Source organism: Burkholderia ubonensis (assembly GCF_001718695.1).
GTDB lineage: Bacteria > Pseudomonadota > Gammaproteobacteria > Burkholderiales > Burkholderiaceae > Burkholderia > Burkholderia ubonensis_B.
Genome location: NZ_CP013420.1, coordinates 1,787,679 through 1,810,372, shown reverse-complemented (window position 1 = coordinate 1,810,372; position 22,694 = coordinate 1,787,679). Strand labels below are relative to the sequence as shown.

Sequence of the window (22,694 nt, the reverse complement as noted above, 5' to 3'; positions counted from 1 at the left end):
TCGCGTCAGCCGTACAGCAGGTGCTCGACCAGCTGGACCCAGTGCGCGACCGGTATCTGCGTGCCGCTTTGCAGGTGCGCGATGCAGCCGACGTTCGCGGAGACGATCATCTGCGGCTCGAGCGCCTGCAGCTTCGCGAGCTTCTGCTTGCGCAGCTTGTACGACAGCGACGGCTGCGTCAGCGAATAGGTGCCGGCCGAGCCGCAGCACAGGTGGCTGTCGGCAGGCAGGCGCACGTCGATGCCGAGCGTCTCGAGCAGCCGCTCGACCTTGCCGCGCGACTGCTGGCCGTGCTGCAGCGTGCACGGCGGGTGGTAGGCGACGGTATGGATCGCGCGGCGCCGCGCGAGCGTCGCGAGCTCGGCCTCGAACGCGAGCAGCACGTCGGACACGTCGCGCGTCAGCGCGACGATGCGCTGCGCCTTCTCCGCATAGGCCGGATCGTCGCGCAGCAGGTGCGCGTATTCGAGCACCGTCGCGCCGCAGCCGGACGCGTTCATCACGATCGCCTCGACGCCCTGCTCGACGTAGGGCCACCACGCATCGATGTTGCGGCGCACGTCGTCGAGCGCCTCGTCGTGATAGTTCAGGTGCAGCCGGATCGCGCCGCAGCAGCCGGCCTCGGGCGCGACGATCGTCTCGACGCCGAGCGCGTCGAGCACGCGCGCGGTCGCGATGTTGATGTTCGGCAGCATCGACGGCTGCACGCAGCCGGCCAGCATCAGCATCTTGCGGGGATGGGGGCGGTTCGGCCATTCGAGCAGCTTCGTGCGCGGCGGCACCTTGTCGCGCAGGCGCTTCGGCAGCAGCGGCCGCACGTGCTGGCCGAGCCGCATCACCGGCGAGAACAGCGCGCTGTTCGGCACGAAGCTCGCGAGCGCGCGGCGCACGAGCCGCTGCGACAGCGGGCGCCGCACCTGCGCCTCGACGTGCTTGCGGCCGATCTCGACGAGGCGGCCGTACTGGACGCCGGACGGGCACGTCGTCTCGCAGCTGCGGCACGTGAGGCAGCGATCGAGGTGCTGTTGCGTGCTGCGCGTCACGGGGGCGCCCTCGACCATCTGCTTGATCAGGTAGATGCGCCCGCGGGGGCCGTCGAGCTCGTCGCCGAGCAGCTGGTAGGTCGGGCAGGTCGCGGTGCAAAACCCGCAATGCACGCACTTGCGCAGGATCGCGTCGGCTTCGTCGCCGTCGGGCGTATTGCGGATGAAATCGGCGAGGTTCGTCTGCATCGAGCCCTCAGAGATCGGGGTAGAGCCGGCCGCGATTGAAGATGCGCGCCGGATCGAACGCCGCCTTCAGCCCGCGGTGGATTTTCATCAGCGGCGCGGGCAGCGGCGTGAACACGCCGGCGCTGCGGTCGTACGATTCGCCCGCGCGGAACAGCGTCGCATGGCCGCCCGCCTGTTTCGCGCTCATGCGGACGGTCTGCGCATCGGCGTCGGTGATCCACCAGCGCTGTGCGCCGCCCCATTCCATCAGCTGGGTGCCCGGCAGGTGCATCGGCTCGGTGATGCTCGGCAGCGACAGGCGCCACAGCGCGAAGCCCGGCGGAATGCCGTTGAAGAACGGATCGGTGTGCTCGCGCAGGCCGGCCCAGAAGCGCTCGGCTTCGACCGCGTCGACGACTTCGCCGCCGAGCAGCGTCTTCGCGGCCTTCACCGCGGCCTCGGCGCCGGACAGGCGCAGCACGAGGGTGCCGTTGCGCCACGCGCTCGCGCTGACGGGCAGCGGGTGGCCGCCCCATTCATTGAGCTTGCGCACCGCATCGGTCGCGCTCATCTCGAACTTCAGCGTGATTTCGGCGACGGGCACCGGCAGCACCTTGATCGACAGCTCGAGCATCAGCCCGAGCGTGCCGAGCGAGCCGGCCATCAGGCGCGACACGTCGTAGCCGGCGACGTTCTTCACGACCTGGCCGCCGAACCGCAGCACTTCGCCGCGGCCGTTCATCAGTTCGACGCCCAGCACGAAGTCGCGCGGCGCGCCGCAGGCTGCGCGCCGCGGGCCGGCGAGCCCCGCCGCGATGCAGCCGCCGACCGTGGCCGCGCGGCCGAAATGCGGCGGCTCGAACGGCAGCATCTGGCCGCGCTCGCCGAGGATGGCTTCGAGCTGCGCGAGCGGGGTGCCCGCGCGGACCGTGACGACGAGTTCGGCCGGGTCGTACGACACGATGCCGTGAAACGCGCGCGTATCGAGTATCTCGCCCTCGAGCGCCTGGCCGTACCAGTCCTTGGTGCCGCCGCCGCGCAGGCGCAGCGGCCGGCCGTCGGCGCTGGCCGCGCGAACGCGCTCGGCCCAGCCGGCGACGATGTCGTCCTCTTCCATGATCGGTTGTCGTTTCGTCTCGTGTCGTTGTCCGGTCGATTGTACCGGGGTCGCGCGAATGCACATCGCGACTATCCCTAAGCCCGGTCCGGTTCCGGCGGCGCGCGGCCACGCCGCCGGAACCGGACCGGGCCGGCTCGGGCGGCGGCGCGTGTGCCGCGCCGGCGGCTCAGAAGCGCGGCAGGTCGGGGTGCGGCAGCAGTCCGCCTCGGACGTGCTGGCGGCCGTATTCGGCGCAGCGCGCGCGGGTCGGGATGCCCTTGTCGGGATTGAGCAGCCCGGGCGGATCGAACGCGCGCTTGACCGCGAAGAACGCGTCGCGCTCCTGCGGCGAAAACTGCACGCACATCGAGTTGAGCTTCTCGACGCCGACGCCGTGCTCGCCCGTCACGGTGCCGCCGAATTCGACGCAGCACTCGAGGATGTCCGCGCCGAACAGCTCGACGCGGTGCAGCTCGTCCGGATCGTTCGCGTTGTACAGGATCAGCGGATGCATGTTGCCGTCGCCCGCGTGGAACACGTTGATGCAGCGCAGCCCGTAGCGCGCCTCCAGCTGCTCGATGCGCGCGAGCAGCGGCCCGATCGCGCGGCGCGGCACGGTGCCGTCCATGCAGTAATAGTCGGGGGAAATCCGCCCGGCGGCCGGAAACGCGTTCTTGCGGCCGGACCAGAAGCGCAGCCGCTCGCTTTCGTTGCGCGACACCTGGATGCGCGTCGCGCCGTGCTCGCGCAGCACCGCCGTCATCCGGACGATCTCCTCGGCGACCTCCTCGGGCGTGCCGTCCGATTCGCACAGCAGGATCGCCTTCGCGTCGAGGTCGTAGCCTGCGTGCGTGAACGCCTCGACCGCCTGCGTCGCCGGCTTGTCCATCATCTCGAGGCCGGCCGGGATGATCCCCGACGCGATGATCGCCGCGACCGCCTCGCCGCCCTTGACCACGTTGTCGAAGCTCGCCATCACGAGCTGCGCGGTCTGCGGTTTCGGGATCAGCCTCACCGTGACTTCGGTGACGATCGCGAACATGCCCTCGCTGCCGATCGTGACCGCGAGCAGGTCGAGGCCCGGCGTGTCGAGCGCGAGCGAGCCGAATTCGACGATTTCGCCGTCGATCGTCACCGCGCGCACGCGCATCACGTTGTGCACGGTCAGGCCGTACTTCAGGCAGTGCACGCCGCCGGAATTCTCGGCGACGTTGCCGCCGATCGTGCAGGCGATCTGCGACGACGGGTCGGGCGCGTAATACAGGCCGTACGGCGCGGCGGCCTCGGAGATCGCGAGGTTGCGCACGCCGGGCTGCACGGTCGCGGTGCGCGCATACGGGTCGACCTCGACGATTCGCGTGAAGCGCGCGAGCGACAGCACGACGCCGAGCGAGATCGGCAGCGCGCCGCCCGACAGGCTCGTGCCCGCGCCGCGCGGCACGATCGGCACTTCCATGCGCCGGCAGATCTGCACGATGCGCTGCACCTGCGATTCCGTCTCGGGCAGCGCGACCGCGAGCGGCAGGCGCCGGTACGCGGACAGGCCATCGCATTCGTATGGCGCGGTGTCTTCCTCGCGATACAGCAGGCAATGCGTCGGCAGCACGGCCATCAGCGCCTGCACGACTTCGCGCTGGCGCTGCGCGCGCATCTCGGCCGACAGTTCGGGGGCGTTCATGAGGTCTCCTGCGTGGGTCAGCACGTGAAGATCTTGCCGGGATTCATCAGGTTGCGCGGGTCGAGCGCGAGCTTGATCGCGCGCATCGCGTCGATCGCGTCGTCGCCGTGCTCCTTCGGCAGGAAGCGCATCTTGTGCAGGCCGACGCCGTGCTCGCCGGTGCAGGTGCCGCCCATGCGCAGCGCGCGCTCGACGATCCGGTCGTTGATGCGTTCCGCTTCGTCGAGCTCCTCGGGCCGGTCGGGATCGATCAGGATCGCGACGTGGAAATTGCCGTCGCCGACGTGGCCGACGATCGGGCACGGCAGCGACGACGCGCGCAGGTCGGTCTCGGTTTCCTCGACGCACGCGGCGAGCTGCGAGATCGGCACGCAGACGTCGGTCGTCACCGCGCGGCAGCCGGGCTTCAGCTGCAGCATCGCGAAGAACGCGTTGTGGCGCGCGGCCCAGAGCCGGCTGCGGTCTTCGGGCCGGGTCGCCCATTCGAATCCCTGGCCGTGGTTCTGGCCCGCGAGGGCCTCGACCAGTTCGGCCTGTTCCTTCACGCCGGCCTCGGTGCCGTGGAATTCGAAGAACAGCGTCGGCGCCTCGGCGAGCGTCAGGTTCGAGTGGCGGTTGATCGAGCGGATGGCGAGCGCATCGACGAATTCGACGCGCGCGATCGGCACGCCGATCTGGATCGTCTCGATCACGGTGCGCACTGCGTCGCCCATCGACGGGAACGTGCAGGTCGCGGCCGACACGGCTTCCGGCAGCGGGTGCAGGCGCAGCGTGATTTCGGTGATCACGCCGAGCGTGCCTTCGGAGCCGACGAACAGGCGCGTGAGGTCGTAGCCGGCCGACGACTTGCGCGCGCGCGAGCCGGTCTTCACGACGCGGCCGTCGGCGAGCACCGCGGTCAGGCCGAGCACGTTCTCGCGCATCGTGCCGTAGCGCACGGCGTTGGTGCCGGACGCGCGGGTCGCGGTCATGCCGCCGATGCTGGCGTCGGCGCCGGGGTCGATCGGGAAGAACAGGCCCGTGTCGCGCAGCGCTTCATTGAGCGCCTTGCGCGTGATGCCGGGCTCGACGGTTACGGTCAGGTCTTCCGCGTTGATCGACAGCACGCGGTTCATGTCGGACAGGTCGAGCGACACGCCGCCGCGCACCGCGAGCAGGTGGCCCTCGAGCGACGAGCCCGCGCCGTACGGGATCAGCGGCACGCCGTAGAGCGCGCAGAGCGCGACGACCTGCCGGACGTCGTCGGCGCTGTGCGCGAACACGACCGCGTCGGGCAACTGCGGGTCGAACGGCGATTCGTCGCGGCCGTGATGCGCACGCACTGCGTCGGCCGTCGACACGCGCTCGCCGAACGCGGCGCGCAGCGCATCGAGCAGGGCGGGGGGCAGGGGGCGGCGCGTTCCGGTCGGTGCGGCCGGCGGGGCGGGGTGATTCACGCAAGTCTCCTCTCGATCAGCATGGGCGCATCGGCACCGGGTTGCGGTCCCATGCAGGGCTGCGAGCGCCTCGGCACCGATTCCGGCCCCGCGCTTTGCGCCTGGTCCCGTGCAAGGTCCGACAGCTTGCCGGGCGGTACCGCGGCGGGCGGGGCGGTCTGCTTTCATTCTACGCTGGAACACCTGCTGCGAGCCGCGCGGCAGGCTGCGATAATCGGCTTGCAATGCAACCCGGGCCGCGCCGCGGCCGAGCACGAGAGGACTTCGCATGGGCAACCGCTTGAGCAAGATCGCCACGCGCACCGGCGACGACGGTACCACCGGCCTGGGCGACGGGCGGCGCGTCGGCAAGGACGACGTGCGGATCGCCGCGATCGGCGACGTCGACGAACTGAATTCGACCATCGGCGTGCTGCTCGCCGAAACGCTGCCCGACGACGTGCGCGCGGCGCTCGTCACGATCCAGCACGACCTGTTCGACCTGGGCGGCGAGCTGTGCATTCCGGGCCACACGGTGCTCGGCGATGCGCATCTCGCGCGCCTCGACCAGTGGCTGGCCGGCTACAACGCGACGCTGCCGCCGCTGAAGGAATTCATCCTGCCCGCTGGTTCGCGCGCGGCGGCGCTCGCGCACGTGTGCCGGACCGTGTGCCGGCGCGCGGAGCGCGCGATCGTCGCGCTCGGCCGCGTCGAAACGCTGCAGGAGACGCCGCGCCGGTACGTGAACCGGCTGTCCGACCTGCTGTTCGTGCTCGCGCGCGTGCTGAACCGCGCGGACGGCGGCGCGGACGTGCTGTGGGAGCGAGGGCGCGTGCGCTGAGGCGCGCGCCTTCCCGCGCTGCGACAATTTGCCCGAGGGGCCGCGATTTTTAAAGATGTATTGTATGGGCATGTTTAACGGAGAACGAACATGACCCACATCACCGCCGACCAGATGGCCCGCGTGAAAGCCACCGCCCCCGTCCTCGCCGAGCACGGCGCGACGATCACGAAGCATTTCTACGGGCGCATGTTCGCGCGTCACCCGGAACTGAAGAACCTGTTCAACCAGACGCACCAGAAGACCGGCAGCCAGCCCGAGACGCTCGCGAAGGCGGTCTACGCGTATGCGGCGAACATCGACAACCTGGGGGCGCTCGGCGGTGCGGTGTCGCACATCGCGCACAAGCACGCGAGCCTGAACATCCGCCCCGAGCATTACCCGATCGTCGGCGAGAACCTGCTCGCGTCGATCGTCGAAGTGCTCGGCGACGCGGTCGATGCGGACACGCTCGAAGCGTGGCGCGTCGCATACGGCCAGCTCGCGCAGATCCTGATCGGCGCCGAGGCGGACCTGTACGCGGGCGCGGCGTGGAGTGGCTTCCGTCCGTTCAAGGTCGCGCGCAAGGTGCGCGAGAGCGACGAGATCACGTCGTTCTACCTGAGGCCGGCCGACGGCGGCCAGGCGCCGACGTTCGAGCCGGGCCAGTACGTGACCGTGAAGCGCTTCGTCGGCGACCTGGGCGTCGATCAGCCGCGCCAGTACAGCCTGTCCGACGCGCCGAACGGCACGTGGCTGCGCATTTCGGTGAAGCGCGAGGCGGGCCGGCCCGAGGCGATCCCGGCGGGCAAGGTGTCGACGCTGATGCACGACGGCGTCGAAGAGGGCGCGATCGTCGAGGTGACCGCGCCGATGGGCGAGTTCTCGCTGAAGCGCGACGTGCCGACGCCGGTCGTACTGATCTCCGGCGGCGTCGGCCTCACGCCGATGGTGTCGATGGCGTCGACGCTGGTCGCGCAAGGCAGCCCGCGCGAAGTGCGCTTCATCCATGCATGCCGTTCGGGCGCGGTGCACGCGTTCCGCGACTGGCTCAACGACACGGTGCGCGAGCACGCCAACGTCAAGCGGACCGTGCTGTACGAGCTGGTCGGGCCGAACGACCGCGCGGGCATCGATCACGATCTCGAAGGGCGGCTCACGCCGGAGCGGGTGAAGCACCATGCGCTGGTGCCGGACGCCGACTATTACATCTGCGGCCCGATCGCGTTCATGCAGGCGCAGCGCGATGCGCTCATCGCGCTGGGTGTCGCGCCGGAACGTATCAACACCGAGATCTTCGGCTCGGGCGCGCTCGAGTAACGACCGCTTGGCCGGTGGCGGCCGATGCAGCGACGCAACGACAAAGCCCGGCGCGAGCCGGGCTTGTCTTATTGGGGCATCGATCGGGCCGCGCGCGGCATGCGCCGGCCCGCGGCCCGCTGGCCGTCAGTTCCCGCTGCCGCGCGCGACGCGCCGCGCCTTGACGGATTCCGCGAGGCCTTCGAGCACCTTGACGCTGTCCTCCCAGGCGATGCATGCATCGGTGATGCTCTGGCCGTAGGTCAGCGGGCAGCCTTCCTTCAGGTCCTGGCGGCCTTCGACGAGGTGCGACTCGACCATCACGCCGACGATGCGCTCGTCGCCCGCCGCGATCTGGCGGCCGATGTCCGCGCATACCGGAATCTGGTTCTCGTGCTTCTTCGAGCTGTTCGCGTGGCTCGCGTCGATCATCAGGCGCGCGGCGAGGCCGGCCTTGCCGATGTCCGCGCACGCGGCATTCACGCTTTCCGCGTCGTAGTTCGGCGTCTTGCCGCCGCGCAGGATCACGTGGCAATCCTCGTTGCCGGCCGTCGACACGATCGCCGAGTGGCCGCCCTTCGTCACCGACAGGAAATGGTGCGGCTGCGACGACGCCTTGATCGCGTCGACCGCGATCTTCACGTTGCCGTCGGTGCCGTTCTTGAAGCCGACCGGGCACGACAGCCCCGACGCCAACTCGCGGTGCACCTGCGATTCGGTCGTGCGTGCGCCGATCGCGCCCCACGAGATCAGGTCCGCGATGTACTGCGGGCTGATCATGTCGAGGTATTCGGTCCCGGCCGGCAGCCCCATTTCGTTGATGTGCAGCAGCAGCTCGCGCGCGGTGCGCAGCCCTTCGTTGATCTTGAAGCTGTTGTCGAGGTGCGGATCGTTGATGAGCCCCTTCCAGCCGACCGTCGTGCGCGGTTTCTCGAAGTACACGCGCATCACGATTTCCAGCTCGTTCTTGAAGCGCTCGCGCTCCTTGACGAGTCGCCCCGCGTACTCGAGCGCCGCCTTCGTGTCATGGATCGAGCACGGCCCGATCACGACGATCAGCCGGTCGTCCATCCCGTGCAGGATCCGGTGCATCGACTGCCGCGCGTTGTAGATCAGCTCGGACGCGGCTTCGGAGCACGCGAACTCGCGGATCAGGTGGGCGGGCGGCGTCAGCTCCTTGAGTTCACGAATGCGGACGTCGTCGGTATTGTGCGGGGGCATGCTGTTTCTCCTTGATAGGGCTAGCCGTTCGGTCAGTGCGCGGGCGGCAAATTCATCAATTCAGGCAATTCAGTCGTTTCGGCCGGCGCTGCGGGACGACTTCGGCGGCGACCAGGGGCGAAGGGCGAAAAAAAACCGCCGGGTTCGCCGGCGGTTTTTTTTTCGGGAATTTTGGTTGCGCTTTACGCGCCATCAACCCTCTCGATCCGCCAGCGGTCTGAGATGCCAAAAAAAGTAAAAGTAAAACTTGGCGGACATGACGGAAAGTGGGTTCGTCAAAAAAGTTGATTCGGAATTTATACCCGCTCGCCGCGCGGCTGGCAACCAGGGGGCGACGAAAATGCGGACATTCCGCGCGTTTTTCGCAAAATGCGCGGAATGTCTGCGCGGCGATGCGGTTATGCCGTACCGCCGACCGTCATCTTGTCGATCCGGAGGGTCGGCTGGCCGACGCCGACCGGCACGCTCTGGCCTTCCTTGCCGCACACGCCGACGCCGGTGTCGAGCGACATGTCGTTGCCGATCATGCTCACGTACTTCAGCGATTCCGGGCCGCTGCCGATCAGCGTCGCGCCCTTGACCGGATACGTCACCTTGCCGTTCTCGATCATGTACGCCTCGGACGCCGAGAACACGAACTTGCCGTTCGTGATGTCGACCTGGCCGCCGCCGAAGTTCACCGCATACAGGCCGTTCTTCACCGACGCGATGATTTCCTGTGGGTCCTTGTCGCCGTTCAGCATGTAGGTGTTGGTCATGCGCGGCATCGGCAGCGCCGCGTACGACTCGCGCCGCGCGTTGCCGGTGACGGGCATCTTCATCAGGCGCGCGTTCAGCGTGTCCTGGATGTAGCCCTTCAGGATGCCGTCCTCGATCAGCGTCGTGCACTGGGTCGGGTTGCCTTCGTCGTCGATGTTCAGCGAGCCGCGGCGGTTCGGCAGCGTGCCGTCGTCGACGACGGTCACGCCCTTCGCGGCGACCTGCTCGCCGATCCGGCCCGCGAACGCCGACGAGCCCTTGCGATTGAAGTCGCCCTCGAGGCCGTGGCCGATCGCCTCGTGCAGCAGCACGCCCGGCCAGCCCGGCCCGAGCACGACCGTCATCGCGCCGGCCGGCGCCGGGCGCGCATCGAGGTTCACGAGCGCCGCGTGCACCGCGTCGTCGACGTAGCGCGACAGCACGTCGTCCGTGAAGTAGCCGTAGTCGAAGCGGCCGCCGCCGCCGCCGGTGCCGATCTCGCGGCGGCCGTTCTGCTCGGCGATCACCGTCACCGACACGCGCACCAGCGGGCGGATGTCCGCCGCGAGCGCGCCGTCGCTGCGCGCGACGAGCACGACATCGTATTCGCCGGCGAGGCCCGCCATCACCTGCGTGATGCGCGGGTCGCGGCCGCGCGCCATCTGCTCGATGCGCTCGAGCAGCCTGACCTTGGCCGTGGCGTCGAGCGACGCGAGCGGGTCGGACGGCAGGTACAGGTCGCGGCCCGAGATGCCCTTCAGCGACGTGGCCGCCTTGATCTTCTGGCGGCCGCCGCCCGCGGCCGCGATTGCCTTGGTGGCCGCGGCCGCCTGTGCGATCGCTTCGGGAGACAGGTCGTCGGAATACGCGAACGCGGTGCGGTCGCCCGCGACCGCGCGCACGCCGACGCCCTGGTCGATGCTGAAGCTGCCCGATTTGACGATGCCTTCCTCGAGGCTCCACGCTTCGCTGCGGGTCGCCTGGAAGTACAGGTCCGCGTAGTCGACGCGATGCGTGAAGATGTCGGCGATCGTGCGCGTCAGGAGGCTCTCGTCGAGGCCATAGGGCGTGAGCAGGATGTCCTTCGCCAGCGCCAGGTTGCGGATGCCGGGTTCGATGATGTTCATGCGGGTATCGGGGTTTCTCAAAAAATTGTCGGGTGCGGATAGGGGGCAGATGGTTCGCGCGGGCCGGGGTTTCAAGGGGGCGGGCCGGTGACGGCGGGCGTCAGCCGAGCACGCGGTGCCGCCATGCGGGCAGGCTCTGGCGCACGTCCGCGATGCGTTGCGGGTCGAGCGTGCCGATCACGACGCTCGCGCCTTCGGCGCGCTCCGCGACGATCTCGCCCCACGGGTCGACCAGCATGCTGTGACCCCAGGTGCGCCGGCCGTTCTCGTGCCTGCCGCCCTGCGCGGCCGCGAGCACGTAGCACTGGTTCTCGACCGCCCGCGCGCGCAGCAGCGTTTCCCAGTGCGCGCGGCCGGTGGTGTAGGTGAACGCCGACGGCACGACGACCAGCGCGCAGTCGCCCATCTTGCGGTACAGCTCCGGAAAGCGCAGATCGTAACAGACCGACAGCCCGACGCGGCCGAACGGCGCGCCGAACGTGACGACCGTGTCGCCCGGGCGGATCGTGCGCGCCTCGTCGAACGACTCGTCGCCCTTCTCGAAGCTGAACAGGTGGATCTTGTCGTAGCGGGCCGCCTCGGTTCCGGACGGATCGAACACGAGCGTCGTGTTCAGCACGCGGTTCGCCTCCGGCGCCTTCAGCGGCAGCGTGCCGCCGATCACCCAGATGCCGTGGCGGCGCGCGGCGTCGGCGAGGAACTGCTGGATCGGGCCGTCCCGGTAGGCTTCGGCGAGCGCGAGCTTGTCGGTGTCCTGGTGCCCCATGAAGCAGAAATACTCGGGCAGCAGCACGAGCTGCGCGCCTTCGCCGGCGGCCTCCGCGATCAGGCGGCGCGCCTCGGCGAGATTGCGCGCGACATCCGGCGTGCTCACCATCTGCAGCGCGGCAACCCGGACGGGCGTGGCGGAAAGGGTGGGGTCGGTCATCGCGAGTTCGGTTGCGTCATAAATGGGGTGCGGCCCGTTGCGGCTCAGGGGTTCGACGTGCCGGCCGCGTCGTGATTCATCTTACCCTGATCGCCCCGCACCCGCTCGATGTGCGGATGCGCCCACGAGCCGTTGATCGCGTAGTCGATCGCGAACGCGCGCGACAGCGTCTCCGACAACGCGTAGTTCGCGGCCAGCACGCCGATGCCGAGCAGCGGGTTGACGATCGCGGCCGCGATCGCCGCCGTGCCGGCGCCGATCTTCGGCGCAACGTGCGCGCGCAGGTCCTGCGTCTCCGCGCCGAGGTCGACCGAGCCCTTCAGCGTGACCTTCGCGGGCGACGTCGTCATCTCGAAATCGTCGGTGCGCGCGATGCCGTTGGTGATCTGGCCGGTGCCGGTGATCTTGTCGAACGGCAGCCCCTTGCCGACCACTTCGCGGAAATTGAGCGTCAGGAAGCGCGCGAGGCTCTGCAGGCTCAGCACGCCGAGCAGCTTCGCCGCGCCCGGATCGACCTTCAGGATCTCGCCGTGCTCGAGTTCGAGCGCGAGATGGCCGTTGAGCGACGGGTAGTCGAGCGCAGTCGGGCCGCCGCGCCAGCCGACCTTGCCGGTCAGCGTGCCGTGGCCGTCCCCGACCGTGCGGGGCAGGCCGACGCGGTCGAGCAGCGCGCCCGCGTTGTCGATGTCGAGCTTGAAGTCGAACACGCTGCGGCGCGGCGCGTCGGCTTCGTCGACGCCGCGCGCGAGCGCCCGGCGCGACGTGCGCCAGTTGCCGGTCGCGGTGAGCTTCGCCGCCGGGTTCGACAGCTCCAGCTTGTCGAGCTGCCAGACCGGCACGCCGTCCTCCTCGACGTTGCGCGCGTTGACGACCAGCCGGCCGATGTCGTGGCCGCGCTCGACGACTTCGTCGACGACCAGGTCGATCGACGGAATCGGGCGGTCGGCCGGCGTCGGCAGGTTCATCGCGCGGCCGACGAGGTCCTGCTCGGCGCTCTGCGGAATCACGAGCTTCGCGAGCCGCGCGTTCAGCACGCCTGCGCCGTTGTCGCCGCCGCCCGGCGCCCACGACAGGTAGCCGGACACCTGGTTCGACGCGATGTTCGCCTGCCACAGCTCGTCGACGTGCGACGCGCCGACGATCACGTTTTCCCAGTTGCGCTTGAGCAGCTTCAGCGTGCCGAAATGGAACGCGAAGCGCTTCGGCGCGAAGCTCGCGAGATCGATGCGTTCGGCCGCCTGCGGCTCCTGCGCGCGCTGCGGGCCGCGCAGCGTGTGCGCGAGCGCGAGCCACGCGTCGGCGTCCAGCTCGCCGACGTCGACGGCCGCGCTCACGCCTTCCTGCGGCACGTCGGGCATCCGGTGGATCCCCATCGCGCCGCGCACCGCGCGCAGCGGCTGGCCGCGCGTCGCGTCGAGCACGTAGGTGGCGGCGATCGGGCCGAGCGTCAGGTCGGCGCGCTCGAGGCGCCGCGCGTCCGTCTGCGGCGCTGCCGGCCGCAGCGTGAAGCTGAACGGCATCGGCGTGCCCGCGGGCTTCGCGAACGGCGCCGGGAAGTTCAGCGCGACGCCCGTCAGGTCGGAGCGGGCCGTCACGTCGGGCAGGCGGCCCGGCGCGCCGCGCACGGCGATCCGGTACGGCGCGTCGCCGACCACGTGCTCGAGCAGCGCGGCCGCGGGGCCGTGCAGGTTCAGGCCGCGCGCGGCGTCGAGCGCGAGCCGGCCGTCGATGTCGAACGCGTACGGGCCGTGCGACGTCAGGCTGCCGTTCGCGCGCACCGGGCCGCCGAGGAAGCGGGCGGAGAGGTTGTCGAGCGCCGCGCCGGACTGCGTGAAACGCACGCTGCCGCGCAGCGCGGACAGCGGCGGCACGCCGTCGGTCGACAGCGTGTTGCCGCCGAACGCGAGCGCGCCTTCGACGCTCGTGTGCTGGTGCGCGATCCGCTGCGGGATCGTCAGCTTGAGCGCGAGCGTCGCGGGCCCTTGCGCGTCGATCCGTTCGCCGACGTGGCCGCTCAGGCCACCGAGCGTGCTGTTGTTCGCATAGTCGATCAGGTCGGCGAGCGGGCCGCGCGCGTCGCCTTCGATCACGAGCGGCGACGTGACCGGGCGGCCGAGGTCGTCGATCCGGCCGCTGACCTTCGTCAGCGCGACCTGCTTGTAGGACGCGCGGGAGATGTCGAAGCGCAGCTTGTTCTGCTCGAGCTCGAACACGCCGTCGATGCCGGTGAGGGCGGGCCACACGCTCGGCGTGCCGTTCGCGAGCTTGTGCGGCGGGAACGGAGTCGGTTCGAACTTGCCGCCGGTGAACGGCGCAACGATGCGGAACACGCCGCCGCTCGGGTCGTGCTCGTACGGGAAGGTCTCGAGCGGGCCGCGCGCGACGATCGACGCGCCTTTGGTGACCTGTCCCGCCTGCAGCGCGTGGCCGAGATACTGGCGCAGGTGCTCGGCCATGCCGGTCGGCAGGTAGCGCGGGATGCGCGCGACCGCGGCGCGCGCGAAGTCGGCGCGCAGGTCGAGCGAGCCGCGGCCGTGGCCCGGGTTCGTGTAGCTGCCCGACACCGCGATCTCGGCGTCCGGGTTCGACACGAGCAGGTCGGGCACCGTCACGTCGACGCGCGCGTGCTTCTCGCCCGGCGCCGGCGTGACGACCCATTTCGCGTTGCCGCGCAGCCGGTCGAACGTGAGGCGCGGCTCGTCGAACTCGCCGGGCACCGTGACCGCGGCGTTGACCGTGTCGAAATGCGCGACGCCGCCCGTCTCGGTCGCGTCGATGCGGCCCCACAGGTTTTCGATCCCCGGCCAGCCGGCGCGCGGATGGCCGCGCGCGGACAGGCCGGGCGGCGGCTCCTGCGCGGCGAAGCTGATGCCCTGCAGGTCGCCGAGGAAGCGGTACCGGACGACCGGCGCGGCGCCGGTGCGCTTCTCCTCTTCGGCGAGCTCGGCTTTCGCCGGCTTCGCGCGCTCGACCTCGATGTGATAGTTCGACACCATCCCGCGCGGGTCGACCCGCACGAGCTCGTTGCGCAGGTGGGCCGGCAGCGGCAGCCCGCGGATGAATTCGCTGAGGATGCCGAGATCGACGCGGTCGCCGGCCACGCTGATCAGCTGCCCCTGGCTCGCGGACGGCACCCGGTAACGCGCGGTGAGCGTCGCCATGCCGAGCGAGCGGGCGAGCGTCGTGCCGTCCGGCAGCGGCGGCTGGCCCAGCTCCGCGTGAAAGCGCGACAGGTGCAGCGTGTAGTCGTGGCCGGGGTCCATCGTCATGTCCCAGCCGAAGCGGGCGATCGGCACGTCGAGCCGCGGCTGCGTCGGCCGCACGCGCAGCGCGACGTCCGCGCCCTGCAGGTTGCCGCCCGCCGAGCGCAGGCGGCCGTCCCGGAAGGTCGCCCAGATCGCGTTGTCGATCCGGCCCGCGTGCATCGTGAACGGCATGTTCACGTAGCGGGCAAGGGTCGGCAGGTCGACGGGACCGGTCGACAGGTACGCATCGCCGGTCCAGTTCGCGGGCTTGCCGATCGGCTCGAGCGCCTTGTGCGTGAAGCGCGCGCGGAAATCCAGCGGGCCGCGCAGCAGCGTGCCGTTCGCGGGCGCCTGCAGCGCCGCCCTGTGGGTGCGCCCATCGTTGAGCACCGCGAGCCGGATCCCGGCCAGCGCGAGCTCCGGCGCGTCGTGCCGCGCGTCGCGCCAGCGCAGCGTGCCGCCGCGCAGCACGATCGCTTCCTGCTTGAGGAGCCAGGCGCTGAACGTGTCGTCGTGGCCGCCGTGGGTGGTCGGCACGCCGACCCCGGCGATGAACAGCTCGCCGTCCGCGGTGCGCTCGACGACCAGGTCCGGCTGGTCGACGATCAGGCTCGACAGCGCGGGCGACAGGCGCGGCAGCGACCACCAGGACAGCGCGGCGGTCGCATGCGGCACCGACAGCGCGAGCCGGCCGTCGCGGCCGCGGATCGTCAGCCCGGTGATTTCGACGCCCGGCTGCATGCCGGACCAGTGGGGCGCCAGCTTGCCGATCGACAACTGCGCGTGGAGCTTGTCGGAAACGAACCGCTCGATGCGCGGCCGGTAGTCGTCGACGCGGGGCAGCAGCACGTAGCGCAGCCCGAGAAATGCGCCCGACGCGACGAAGTAGGTGCCGAGCCCGACCGCCAGCGTCACCTTGAACACGCGGCGCAATACCGGATGATCGTGCTTCGGAGGTCCCGCTTTGGGCACTGCTACGGCGGATTCCTGACGGTCGGACATGCGGCGGACGGGCGGCGGTGTGGTAGTTTGCGAACTGACGTTGAAATGTATCACACGGGTCCGTGCCGGCGGCCGTCGCGGCGGCGCGGCACGGGCTTCCCGGCGCGCGATCGTGCGCCTGCCGCGCTCGCGGCAGCGCGTGCACGTTCCCCATGTCGCCCGATTCTTGCGCAAGGCCCGCATCTCGATGACCGACGCTTCAGCCCTGATCAGCACGTCCTATTCCCACTATCTGGCGCGCGCGGTCGCGGCGCGCCCCGCGCTCGCCGGCCGGATCGCCGCGTGGGCGGCTGCCCCCTTGTCCCGCGCGCAGCTCGAAACGCGGCTCGACGAGTTGCTCGCGGCGCTCGCCGGAGCGGCCGCGCCGACCGAGGACCAGTTCAAGAAGGCGCTCCGCCAGTTGCGCGCCGAGGTGTTCGGCGCGGTCGCCGAGCGCGACCTGCGCGGGCTTGCCGACGTCGCCGAGGTCACGGGCGCGATGACCGATCTCGCCGAGGTGGCCGTGCAGCGCGCGCTCGCGCTGCTGTCGGCCGAGCTCGACGCGCTGTACGGCGAGCCGCGCGGCGCCGACGGCCAGCGCGTCGTGCTCGGCGTGGTCGGGATGGGTAAGCTGGGCGGGCGCGAGCTGAACGTGTCGTCCGACATCGACCTGATCTTCGTCTACGAGGACGACGGCGAGACGGCGGGCGGCACCCGCGCGGCGTTGTCGACGCAGGAATACTTCACGCGGCTCGGCCGGCGCCTGATCGGCGTGCTGTCCGAAGTGACGGCCGACGGCTACGTGTTCCGCGTCGACATGCGGCTGCGCCCGAACGGCGATTCCGGGCCGCTCGTCTGCAGCATCGGGATGCTCGAGGAATATTTCTACGTGCAGGGGCGCGAGTGGGAGCGCTACGCGTGGATCAAGGGCCGGCTCGTGTCGGAAGGGCAAAGCGACGCGGCCCGGCGGCTCGCGACGCAGCTCGACGCGATCGTCAAGCCGTTCGTCTACCGGCGCTACCTGGATTTCGGCGTGATCGGCGCGATCCGCTCGCTGCATCAGCAGATCCGCCAGGAAGCGGCGCGCCGCGCGTCGATGCGGCCGGACAAGGCCGACGACATCAAGCTCGGGCGCGGCGGGATCCGCGAGATCGAATTCAGCGCGCAGGTGTTCCAGCTGATCCGCGGGGGCCAGGACGCGGGCTTTCGCGTGCGGCCGACGCTCGCCGTGCTGCGCCATGCGCAGGCGCGCGGGCTGATCGGCGACGACGTCGAGGCGCGGCTCGCCGACGCGTACCGCTTCCTGCGCACGCTCGAGCACCGGCTGCAATACCGCAACGACGCGCAGACGCACGCGATGCCGGTCGACGCCGACGAGCGCGCGGCGCTGGCGGCATCGCTCGGCCTGGCCGACTATGCGGCGCTGATGACGGTGCTCGACGGCCACCGGACCTTCGTCGAGGCGCAGTTCGACCAGATCTTCGCGGACAAGGTCAGCGGCGGGCCATGCGGAGCCGCCGACGACAGCGAGGCAGCCTGGATCTGGAGCGGTGCGCTCGCCGACGACGGCACGGACGATACGCTGGCGGCCCGTCTGGAAAGCCTCGGTTTCGGCGATCCGCAGGCCGTGCTGACGCGCCTGCGTGCGGTCTGGCGCTCGTCGCGCTACACGGGCCTCGCGGAAAAGAGCCGCCAGCGCTTCGACAGCGTCGCGCAGCGCGCGCTCGAGGCGGCGCCGCGGATCGACGCCGCGCACCGCGACGACACGATCGTGCGGCTGTTCGACCTGCTCGAGACGGTCAGCCGGCGCGGCGTCTATCTCGCGCTGCTGACCGAGTACCCGGCGGCGCTGGACCGCGTGCTGTCGGTGCTCGGCGCGACGCGCTGGGGCGGCGGCTACCTGATCCGGCATCCGCAGCTGCTCGACGAGCTGCTCGACGACGAGGCGATCGCGAGCCCGTTCGACTGGCCCGCGTTCAAGCATGCGCTGCGCGCGCGGCTCGCGGCGGCCGACGGCCCCGAGCAGCAGATGGACCTGCTGCGCCACGCGCAGCACGCGGAGGTGTTCCGCATCCTGCTGATCGATCTCGCCGGGCAGCTGTCGGTCGAGCACATCAGCGACCGCTTGTCCGAGCTGGCCGACGCCGTGCTCGACGTGACGATCGAGATCGTCTGGTCGCAGCTCGCGAAGCGCCACCGCGACGTGCCGAAGTTTGCGGTGATCGCGTACGGCAAGCTGGGCGGCAAGGAGCTCGGCTATGCGTCGGATCTCGACCTGATTTTCCTGTACGACGACCCGGACGAGCGCGCGGCGGACGTCTACACGACGTTCACGCGGCGGCTGATCACGTGGCTGACGACGGCGACCGGCGCGGGCGCGCTGTTCGACATCGACCTGCGGCTGCGGCCGAACGGCGAGGCCGGGCTGCTCGTCACCGATCTCGACGCGTTCCGCCGCTACCAGCTGCGCGAGGGCGACGCGGCGAACACCGCGTGGGTCTGGGAGCACCAGGCGCTGACGCGGGCGCGCTACAGCGCGGGTGACGCGCAGATCGGCGCGGCGTTCGAGGCGATCCGCCGGCAGGTGCTGACGATGCCGCGCGACGCGGCCGTGCTCGCGAAGGAAATCGTCGACATGCGCGACAAGGTGTTCGCCGGCCATCCGAACCACGGCGAGCTGTTCGACCTGAAGCACGACCGCGGCGGGATGGTGGACATCGAGTTCATCGTCCAGTACTGGGTGCTGCTGCATGCGTCGCGCGACCCGGAGCTGATTCGCAATACCGGCAACATCGCGCTGCTGCGCGAGGTCGCGCGCTTCGGGCTGATGAGCAGCGAGGCGGAAGCCGAACGCGTCGGCGCGGCCTATCGCACGTACCGGAAGCTGCAGCACAAGCTGCGGCTCGACGGGATGGAGAAGGCGCGGGTCGATCCGGCGACGGTCGCCGACGAGCGGGCGGTGGTGACGGCGTTGTGGGAGCGGGTGTTCGGGGCGGCAGGGACTGCGGGCTGACGGTGGTTCGGCTTTGAACGCGGTTGGGGGCGGGCGGTCGAAGCTCGCGGCTTGTCACCCTGGCTCGAGGCCGAATCTGAATCCGGGATCGAGCCCCGAGCCCCAACCGCTTTCCGCGGCAGAGCGGCCCGTCAGGCCGCCAGCATTTCCTTCGCGTGCTTGCGCGTCGTCGCCGTGATCTCGAGCCCGCCGAGCATCCGCGCGACTTCCTCGACGCGGCTCGCCTTGTCGAGCGGGACGACCGTCGACACGGTGCCGCCGTTGTCGTCGGCGCCCTTGGCGACCTGGAAGTGCTGGTCGCCGCGCGCCGCGACCTGCGGCAGATGGGTCACGCACAGCACCTGCCGGTCGCGGCCCAGCTGGTGCAGCAGCCGGCCGACCACTTCGGCGACGCCGCCGCCGATCCCGGTGTCGACTTCGTCGAAGATCAGCGTCGGCGTCGGGCTCGCGGCGCTCGCAATGACCGCGAGCGCGAGGCTGACCCGCGCGAGCTCGCCGCCCGACGCGACCTTCGCGAGCGGCCGCAGCGGCACGCCCGGGTGCCCGGCGACGCGGAACTCGACCTGTTCGAGGCCGTGCGGGCCGCCGTCGGCGAGCGGCACGAGCGCGACCTCGAAGCTGCCGCCCGCCATCGACAGCTCCTGCATGCCGGCGGTCACGGCCGTGCCGAGCGCCTTGGCCGCCTGCGCGCGCGCCTTCGACAGGCGTTTCGCGTCAGTGACGTAAGCGTCCCATGCCTTGGCCTGCGCGGCGTGCAGCGCACCGAGGTCGGCGGCGGCGTCGAGCGCGGCCAGCTGCGCGCGCCGCGCCGCGTGCTCCTCGTGCAGCGTGTCGGGCGGCAGGCGGAATTTGCGGGCGGTCGAATGCAGCGCGTCGAGACGCGTTTCGACCTGCGCGAGCCGGTTCGGGTCGAGGTCGAGGCGCTGCGCGTAGTGCGACAGCGAGTAGACGGCCTCCTGCAGCTGGATTTCGGCCGGCTCGAGCGACGCGAGCGCATCGCCGAGCGCCGGATCGTAGTCGGCGAGGCTGCGCAGCTTCGACACGATCGCGCCGAGCTGCGCGAGCATCGCGTCGTCCGCTTCGGACAGCGCGTTGAGCGCGCCCTGCACGCCGTCGATCAGGTTCGCCGAATGCGACAGGCGCTTGTGCTCGTTGCTGACCTCGTCCCATTCGCCGGGCTGCGGCGCGAGCTTGTCGAGCTCGGCGAGCTGCCACGCGAGCTTTTCGCGTTCGAGCTGCAGTTCGCGCTCGTGCGCCTTCGCCGCGTCGATCGCCTGGGTCGCGTCGCGCCACACGCGCCACGCGCGCGCGACGTTCGCGGCGTCGGCGACGAGCCCGGCATGGGTGTCGAACAGCTCGCGCTGCGCATCCGGCCGCATCAGCAACTGGTGCGCGTGCTGGCCGTGGATGTCGACGAGCATCTCGCCGACCTCGCGCAGTTGCGCGAGCGTCGCGCTGGTGCCGTTGATGAACGCGCGCGAGCGGCCGTTCGCGTCGATCACGCGGCGCAGCATCACGGTGTCCTCGGCGTCGAACGCGTGCTCGTCGAGCCAGCGCGCGACGCGGTCGTGCTGGGTGAATTCGGCGGTGATATCGGCGCGGCCGCAGCCGGTGCGCACGACGCTCGCGTCGGCGCGTTCGCCGAGCGCCAGCGCGAGCGCGTCGATCAGGATCGATTTGCCGGCGCCGGTTTCGCCGGAGAAGACGGTAAAGCCGCTGTCGAATTCGAGATCGAGCGCGGCGACGATGACGAAGTCGCGGATCGAGAGGTGGCGGAGCATGGTGTCGGGCGGTTGGGCGTCAGGACGCCGTGTCGTCGTCGTCTTCGTTCGATGCGTGCTCGTTCCAGTGCAGCTTCTTGCGCAGCGTCGCGTAATAGCTGTAGCCGATCGGGTGCAGGAACGGCACGGTGTGCTTCGAGCGGCGCACCTCGATCGTGTCGTTCAGTTCGAGCGCGGTGAACGACTGCATGTCGAAATTCACGTTGACGTCGCGCCCGCCGACGATCTGGATCGCGATCCTGGTGTCGTCGGGCAGCACGATCGGCCGGTTCGACAGCGCATGCGGCGCGATCGGCACGAGCACGATGCCCTGCAGCTGCGGATGGAGGATCGGCCCGGCCGACGACAGCGCGTACGCGGTCGAGCCGGTCGGCGTCGCGACGATCAGGCCGTCCGAGCGCTGGTTGTACATGTACCGGCCGTCCACCGTCGCGCGCAGCTCGACCATCCCGGAAAAGCCGCTGCGGTTCACGACGACGTCGTTGAACGCGAGCGCGTGGTAGATCGGTTCGCCGTTGCGCATGATCCGGGCCTCGAGCAGCGACCGTTCCTCGCGCTCGAACTTGCCGGACAGCATCACCGGGACGCGCGCCTGCATGTCGGCCGCCGCGATGTCCGTGACGAAGCCGAGCCGCCCGTGGTTGATCCCGATCAGCGGCGTCTTGTACGGCGCGAGCTGCCGGCCGATGCCGAGCATCGTGCCGTCGCCGCCCAGCACGACCGCCACGTCGGCGCGCGCCCCGATCTCGGCCGGGGTGAGCGCCGGGTAGCCGGCGATGCCGAACTCGCGAGCGGTGTCGGCTTCGAACACCACCTCGAAGCCCCGCTCCGCGAGGCAATCGGCAAGCGTGGCGAGCGGCTCGGCGATGCCGGGCGTGTTGCTCCGGCCGACGAGCGCGACAGTATGGAACTGATTACCGGTTTTCATGGCGGCATTACACCATAGCTCGTTGACGAAAAGAACCGTTTGCGTTTGCGGCCCCGGGCGCCGCGCCCGGCCCGTTTGCGTGCCGGGCGCGGCCACTCGCCGCAGTCGCGCGGTTGCGCTAAAATTTTCTACCATGCTAGATCCTCGCGCACGAACCCTCCTGAAAACCCTGATCGATCGGTATATCGCCGACGGTCAGCCGGTCGGATCGCGCACGTTGTCTCGTTATTCCGGGCTGGAACTGAGCCCGGCGACGATCCGCAACGTGATGTCCGACCTGGAGGAGCTCGGCCTCGTCTCGAGCCCGCACACGTCGGCCGGCCGGGTGCCGACCCCGCGCGGCTACCGCCTGTTCGTCGACACGATGCTGACGGTCGAGACGCCGATCGACGCCGAGGCGGTCGCCCGCCAGGTCCAGACCACGCTGCAGGCCGGCGAGCCGCAGCAGAAGGTGGTCGCGGCCGCGGCGAGCGTGCTGTCGAACCTGTCGCAGTTCGCGGGTGTCGTGCTGACGCCGCGCCGCAGCCACGTGTTCAAGCAGATCGAGTTCATGCGCCTGTCCGACAAGCGCATCCTGCTCATCATCGTCACCCCCGAAGGCGACGTGCAGAACCGGATGCTCGCGACGCCGCGCGACTACTCGCCGTCGCAGCTGACCGAGGCGTCCAACTACATCAACGCGCATTTCGCCGGCCTGTCGTTCGACGAGGTGCGCCGCCGCCTGCGCGACGAGATCGACCAGCTGCGCGGCGACATGACCGCGCTGATGCACGCGGCCGTGACCGCGAGCACCGAGGTGCCGGATACGGAAGACACCGTGCTCATTTCCGGCGAGCGCAACCTGCTCGAGGTCGCCGACCTGTCGTCCGACATGGCGCGGCTGCGCAAGCTGTTCGACGTGTTCGACCAGAAGACCGGCCTCCTGCAGCTGCTCGACGTGTCGAGCCATGCGCAGGGCGTGCAGATCTTCATCGGCGGCGAATCGACGCTCGTGCCGATCGAGGAAATGAGCGTCGTCACCGCGCCCTACGAGGTGAACGGCCAGATCGTCGGCACGCTCGGCGTGATCGGCCCGACCCGGATGGCGTACAACCGGGTGATCCCGATCGTCGACATCACCGCGCGCCTGCTGTCGCTCACGCTCAGCCAGCAATAACCGCTCCGATGGCCGGTCCCGCCATCGTGCCGCGGCGCGCTGCGCGCCGCAATC

At 70.2% G+C, this 22,694-nt stretch carries 14 protein-coding genes; 4 read left to right on the top strand and 10 right to left on the bottom strand.

The features are described from left to right. Positions 1-5 precede the first annotated feature (5 nt). The 4 genes from glcF to WJ35_RS08235 form a co-directional block, all read right to left on the bottom strand. On the bottom strand, positions 6-1,232 hold the full coding sequence (gene glcF, locus WJ35_RS08250) for a glycolate oxidase subunit GlcF (RefSeq protein WP_060236190.1): 1,227 nt from the start codon (positions 1,230-1,232) through the stop codon (positions 6-8). A gap of 7 nt (positions 1,233-1,239) precedes the next feature. Continuing rightward, positions 1,240-2,328, bottom strand: a complete 1,089-nt coding sequence (glcE, locus tag WJ35_RS08245) for a glycolate oxidase subunit GlcE (RefSeq protein WP_010091426.1) — start codon at positions 2,326-2,328, stop codon at positions 1,240-1,242. 169 nt (positions 2,329-2,497) lie between these two features. After that, the gene (locus WJ35_RS08240) at positions 2,498-3,988 is read right to left on the bottom strand and encodes an FAD-linked oxidase C-terminal domain-containing protein (protein ID WP_010091427.1); all 1,491 of its coding nucleotides are present in this window, start codon (positions 3,986-3,988) and stop codon (positions 2,498-2,500) included. Between the two features lie 17 nt (positions 3,989-4,005). Then, positions 4,006-5,424: an FAD-binding oxidoreductase gene (locus WJ35_RS08235; RefSeq protein WP_060236189.1), complete on the bottom strand. Its 1,419-nt coding sequence runs from the start codon at positions 5,422-5,424 to the stop codon at positions 4,006-4,008. Positions 5,425-5,692: 268 nt separating this feature from the next. On the opposite strand from WJ35_RS08235, the gene WJ35_RS08230 reads away from it, so the two are divergent. Both WJ35_RS08230 and hmpA read left to right on the top strand, forming a co-directional pair. Continuing rightward, positions 5,693-6,244 (top strand): cob(I)yrinic acid a,c-diamide adenosyltransferase, encoded by a 552-nt coding sequence (locus WJ35_RS08230; RefSeq protein ID WP_069239026.1) that lies wholly within the window; start codon positions 5,693-5,695, stop codon positions 6,242-6,244. A gap of 90 nt (positions 6,245-6,334) precedes the next feature. Beyond that, positions 6,335-7,543, top strand: coding sequence for an NO-inducible flavohemoprotein (gene hmpA, locus WJ35_RS08225; RefSeq protein WP_069239025.1), 1,209 nt, complete (start codon positions 6,335-6,337; stop codon positions 7,541-7,543). A 126-nt stretch (positions 7,544-7,669) separates the two neighbouring features. Here the strand turns inward: hmpA and aroG are convergent, their stop codons facing one another. The 4 genes from aroG to WJ35_RS08205 all read right to left on the bottom strand — a co-directional run bounded on the left by aroG (position 7,670) and on the right by WJ35_RS08205 (position 15,783). Further along, the gene (gene aroG, locus WJ35_RS08220) at positions 7,670-8,743 is read right to left on the bottom strand and encodes a 3-deoxy-7-phosphoheptulonate synthase AroG (RefSeq protein WP_010091431.1); all 1,074 of its coding nucleotides are present in this window, start codon (positions 8,741-8,743) and stop codon (positions 7,670-7,672) included. Positions 8,744-9,141: 398 nt separating this feature from the next. Further along, the gene (tldD, locus tag WJ35_RS08215; protein ID WP_060236182.1) at positions 9,142-10,608 is read right to left on the bottom strand and encodes a metalloprotease TldD; all 1,467 of its coding nucleotides are present in this window, start codon (positions 10,606-10,608) and stop codon (positions 9,142-9,144) included. Positions 10,609-10,708: 100 nt separating this feature from the next. Next, on the bottom strand, positions 10,709-11,536 hold the full coding sequence (locus tag WJ35_RS08210) for a carbon-nitrogen hydrolase family protein (RefSeq protein ID WP_060236179.1): 828 nt from the start codon (positions 11,534-11,536) through the stop codon (positions 10,709-10,711). 44 nt (positions 11,537-11,580) lie between these two features. After that, complete coding sequence (locus WJ35_RS08205; protein WP_060236177.1) at positions 11,581-15,783, bottom strand: YhdP family protein; 4,203 nt, start codon at positions 15,781-15,783, stop codon at positions 11,581-11,583. Positions 15,784-15,970: 187 nt separating this feature from the next. Here WJ35_RS08205 and glnE point away from each other — a divergent pair, with 187 nt between their 5' ends. Next, positions 15,971-18,775 carry a bifunctional [glutamate--ammonia ligase]-adenylyl-L-tyrosine phosphorylase/[glutamate--ammonia-ligase] adenylyltransferase gene (gene glnE / locus WJ35_RS08200; protein WP_069239419.1) on the top strand — a complete coding sequence of 935 codons (2,805 nt, stop codon included), beginning with the start codon at positions 15,971-15,973 and terminating at the stop codon, positions 18,773-18,775. 131 nt (positions 18,776-18,906) lie between these two features. On the opposite strand, the gene recN is transcribed toward glnE, so the two are convergent. Then, on the bottom strand, positions 18,907-20,556 hold the full coding sequence (gene recN, locus WJ35_RS08195; RefSeq protein WP_060236175.1) for a DNA repair protein RecN: 1,650 nt from the start codon (positions 20,554-20,556) through the stop codon (positions 18,907-18,909). 19 nt (positions 20,557-20,575) lie between these two features. Then, positions 20,576-21,484: an NAD kinase gene (locus tag WJ35_RS08190; protein WP_069239024.1), complete on the bottom strand. Its 909-nt coding sequence runs from the start codon at positions 21,482-21,484 to the stop codon at positions 20,576-20,578. 133 nt (positions 21,485-21,617) lie between these two features. On the opposite strand from WJ35_RS08190, the gene hrcA reads away from it, so the two are divergent. Further along, entirely contained in the window at positions 21,618-22,640 is a 1,023-nt protein-coding gene (gene hrcA / locus WJ35_RS08185; protein WP_010091439.1) for a heat-inducible transcriptional repressor HrcA, read from the top strand. Positions 22,641-22,694 lie beyond the last annotated feature (54 nt).

Excerpts from the sequence above, each read along its gene's own strand:
- glcF (WP_060236190.1), bottom strand. The coding sequence starts at position 1,232 with ATGCAGACGAACCTCGCCGATTTCATCCGCAATACGCCCGACGGCGAC.
- glcE (WP_010091426.1), bottom strand. The coding sequence starts at position 2,328 with ATGGAAGAGGACGACATCGTCGCCGGCTGGGCCGAGCGCGTTCGCGCG.
- WJ35_RS08240 (WP_010091427.1), bottom strand. The coding sequence starts at position 3,988 with ATGAACGCCCCCGAACTGTCGGCCGAGATGCGCGCGCAGCGCCAGCGC.
- WJ35_RS08230 (WP_069239026.1), top strand. The coding sequence starts at position 5,693 with ATGGGCAACCGCTTGAGCAAGATCGCCACGCGCACCGGCGACGACGGT.
- hmpA (WP_069239025.1), top strand. The coding sequence starts at position 6,335 with ATGACCCACATCACCGCCGACCAGATGGCCCGCGTGAAAGCCACCGCC.
- aroG (WP_010091431.1), bottom strand. The coding sequence starts at position 8,743 with ATGCCCCCGCACAATACCGACGACGTCCGCATTCGTGAACTCAAGGAG.
- tldD (WP_060236182.1), bottom strand. The coding sequence starts at position 10,608 with ATGAACATCATCGAACCCGGCATCCGCAACCTGGCGCTGGCGAAGGAC.
- WJ35_RS08210 (WP_060236179.1), bottom strand. The coding sequence starts at position 11,536 with ATGACCGACCCCACCCTTTCCGCCACGCCCGTCCGGGTTGCCGCGCTG.
- WJ35_RS08205 (WP_060236177.1), bottom strand. The coding sequence starts at position 15,783 with ATGTCCGACCGTCAGGAATCCGCCGTAGCAGTGCCCAAAGCGGGACCT.
- glnE (WP_069239419.1), top strand. The coding sequence starts at position 15,971 with ATGACCGACGCTTCAGCCCTGATCAGCACGTCCTATTCCCACTATCTG.
- recN (WP_060236175.1), bottom strand. The coding sequence starts at position 20,556 with ATGCTCCGCCACCTCTCGATCCGCGACTTCGTCATCGTCGCCGCGCTC.
- WJ35_RS08190 (WP_069239024.1), bottom strand. The coding sequence starts at position 21,484 with ATGAAAACCGGTAATCAGTTCCATACTGTCGCGCTCGTCGGCCGGAGC.
- hrcA (WP_010091439.1), top strand. The coding sequence starts at position 21,618 with ATGCTAGATCCTCGCGCACGAACCCTCCTGAAAACCCTGATCGATCGG.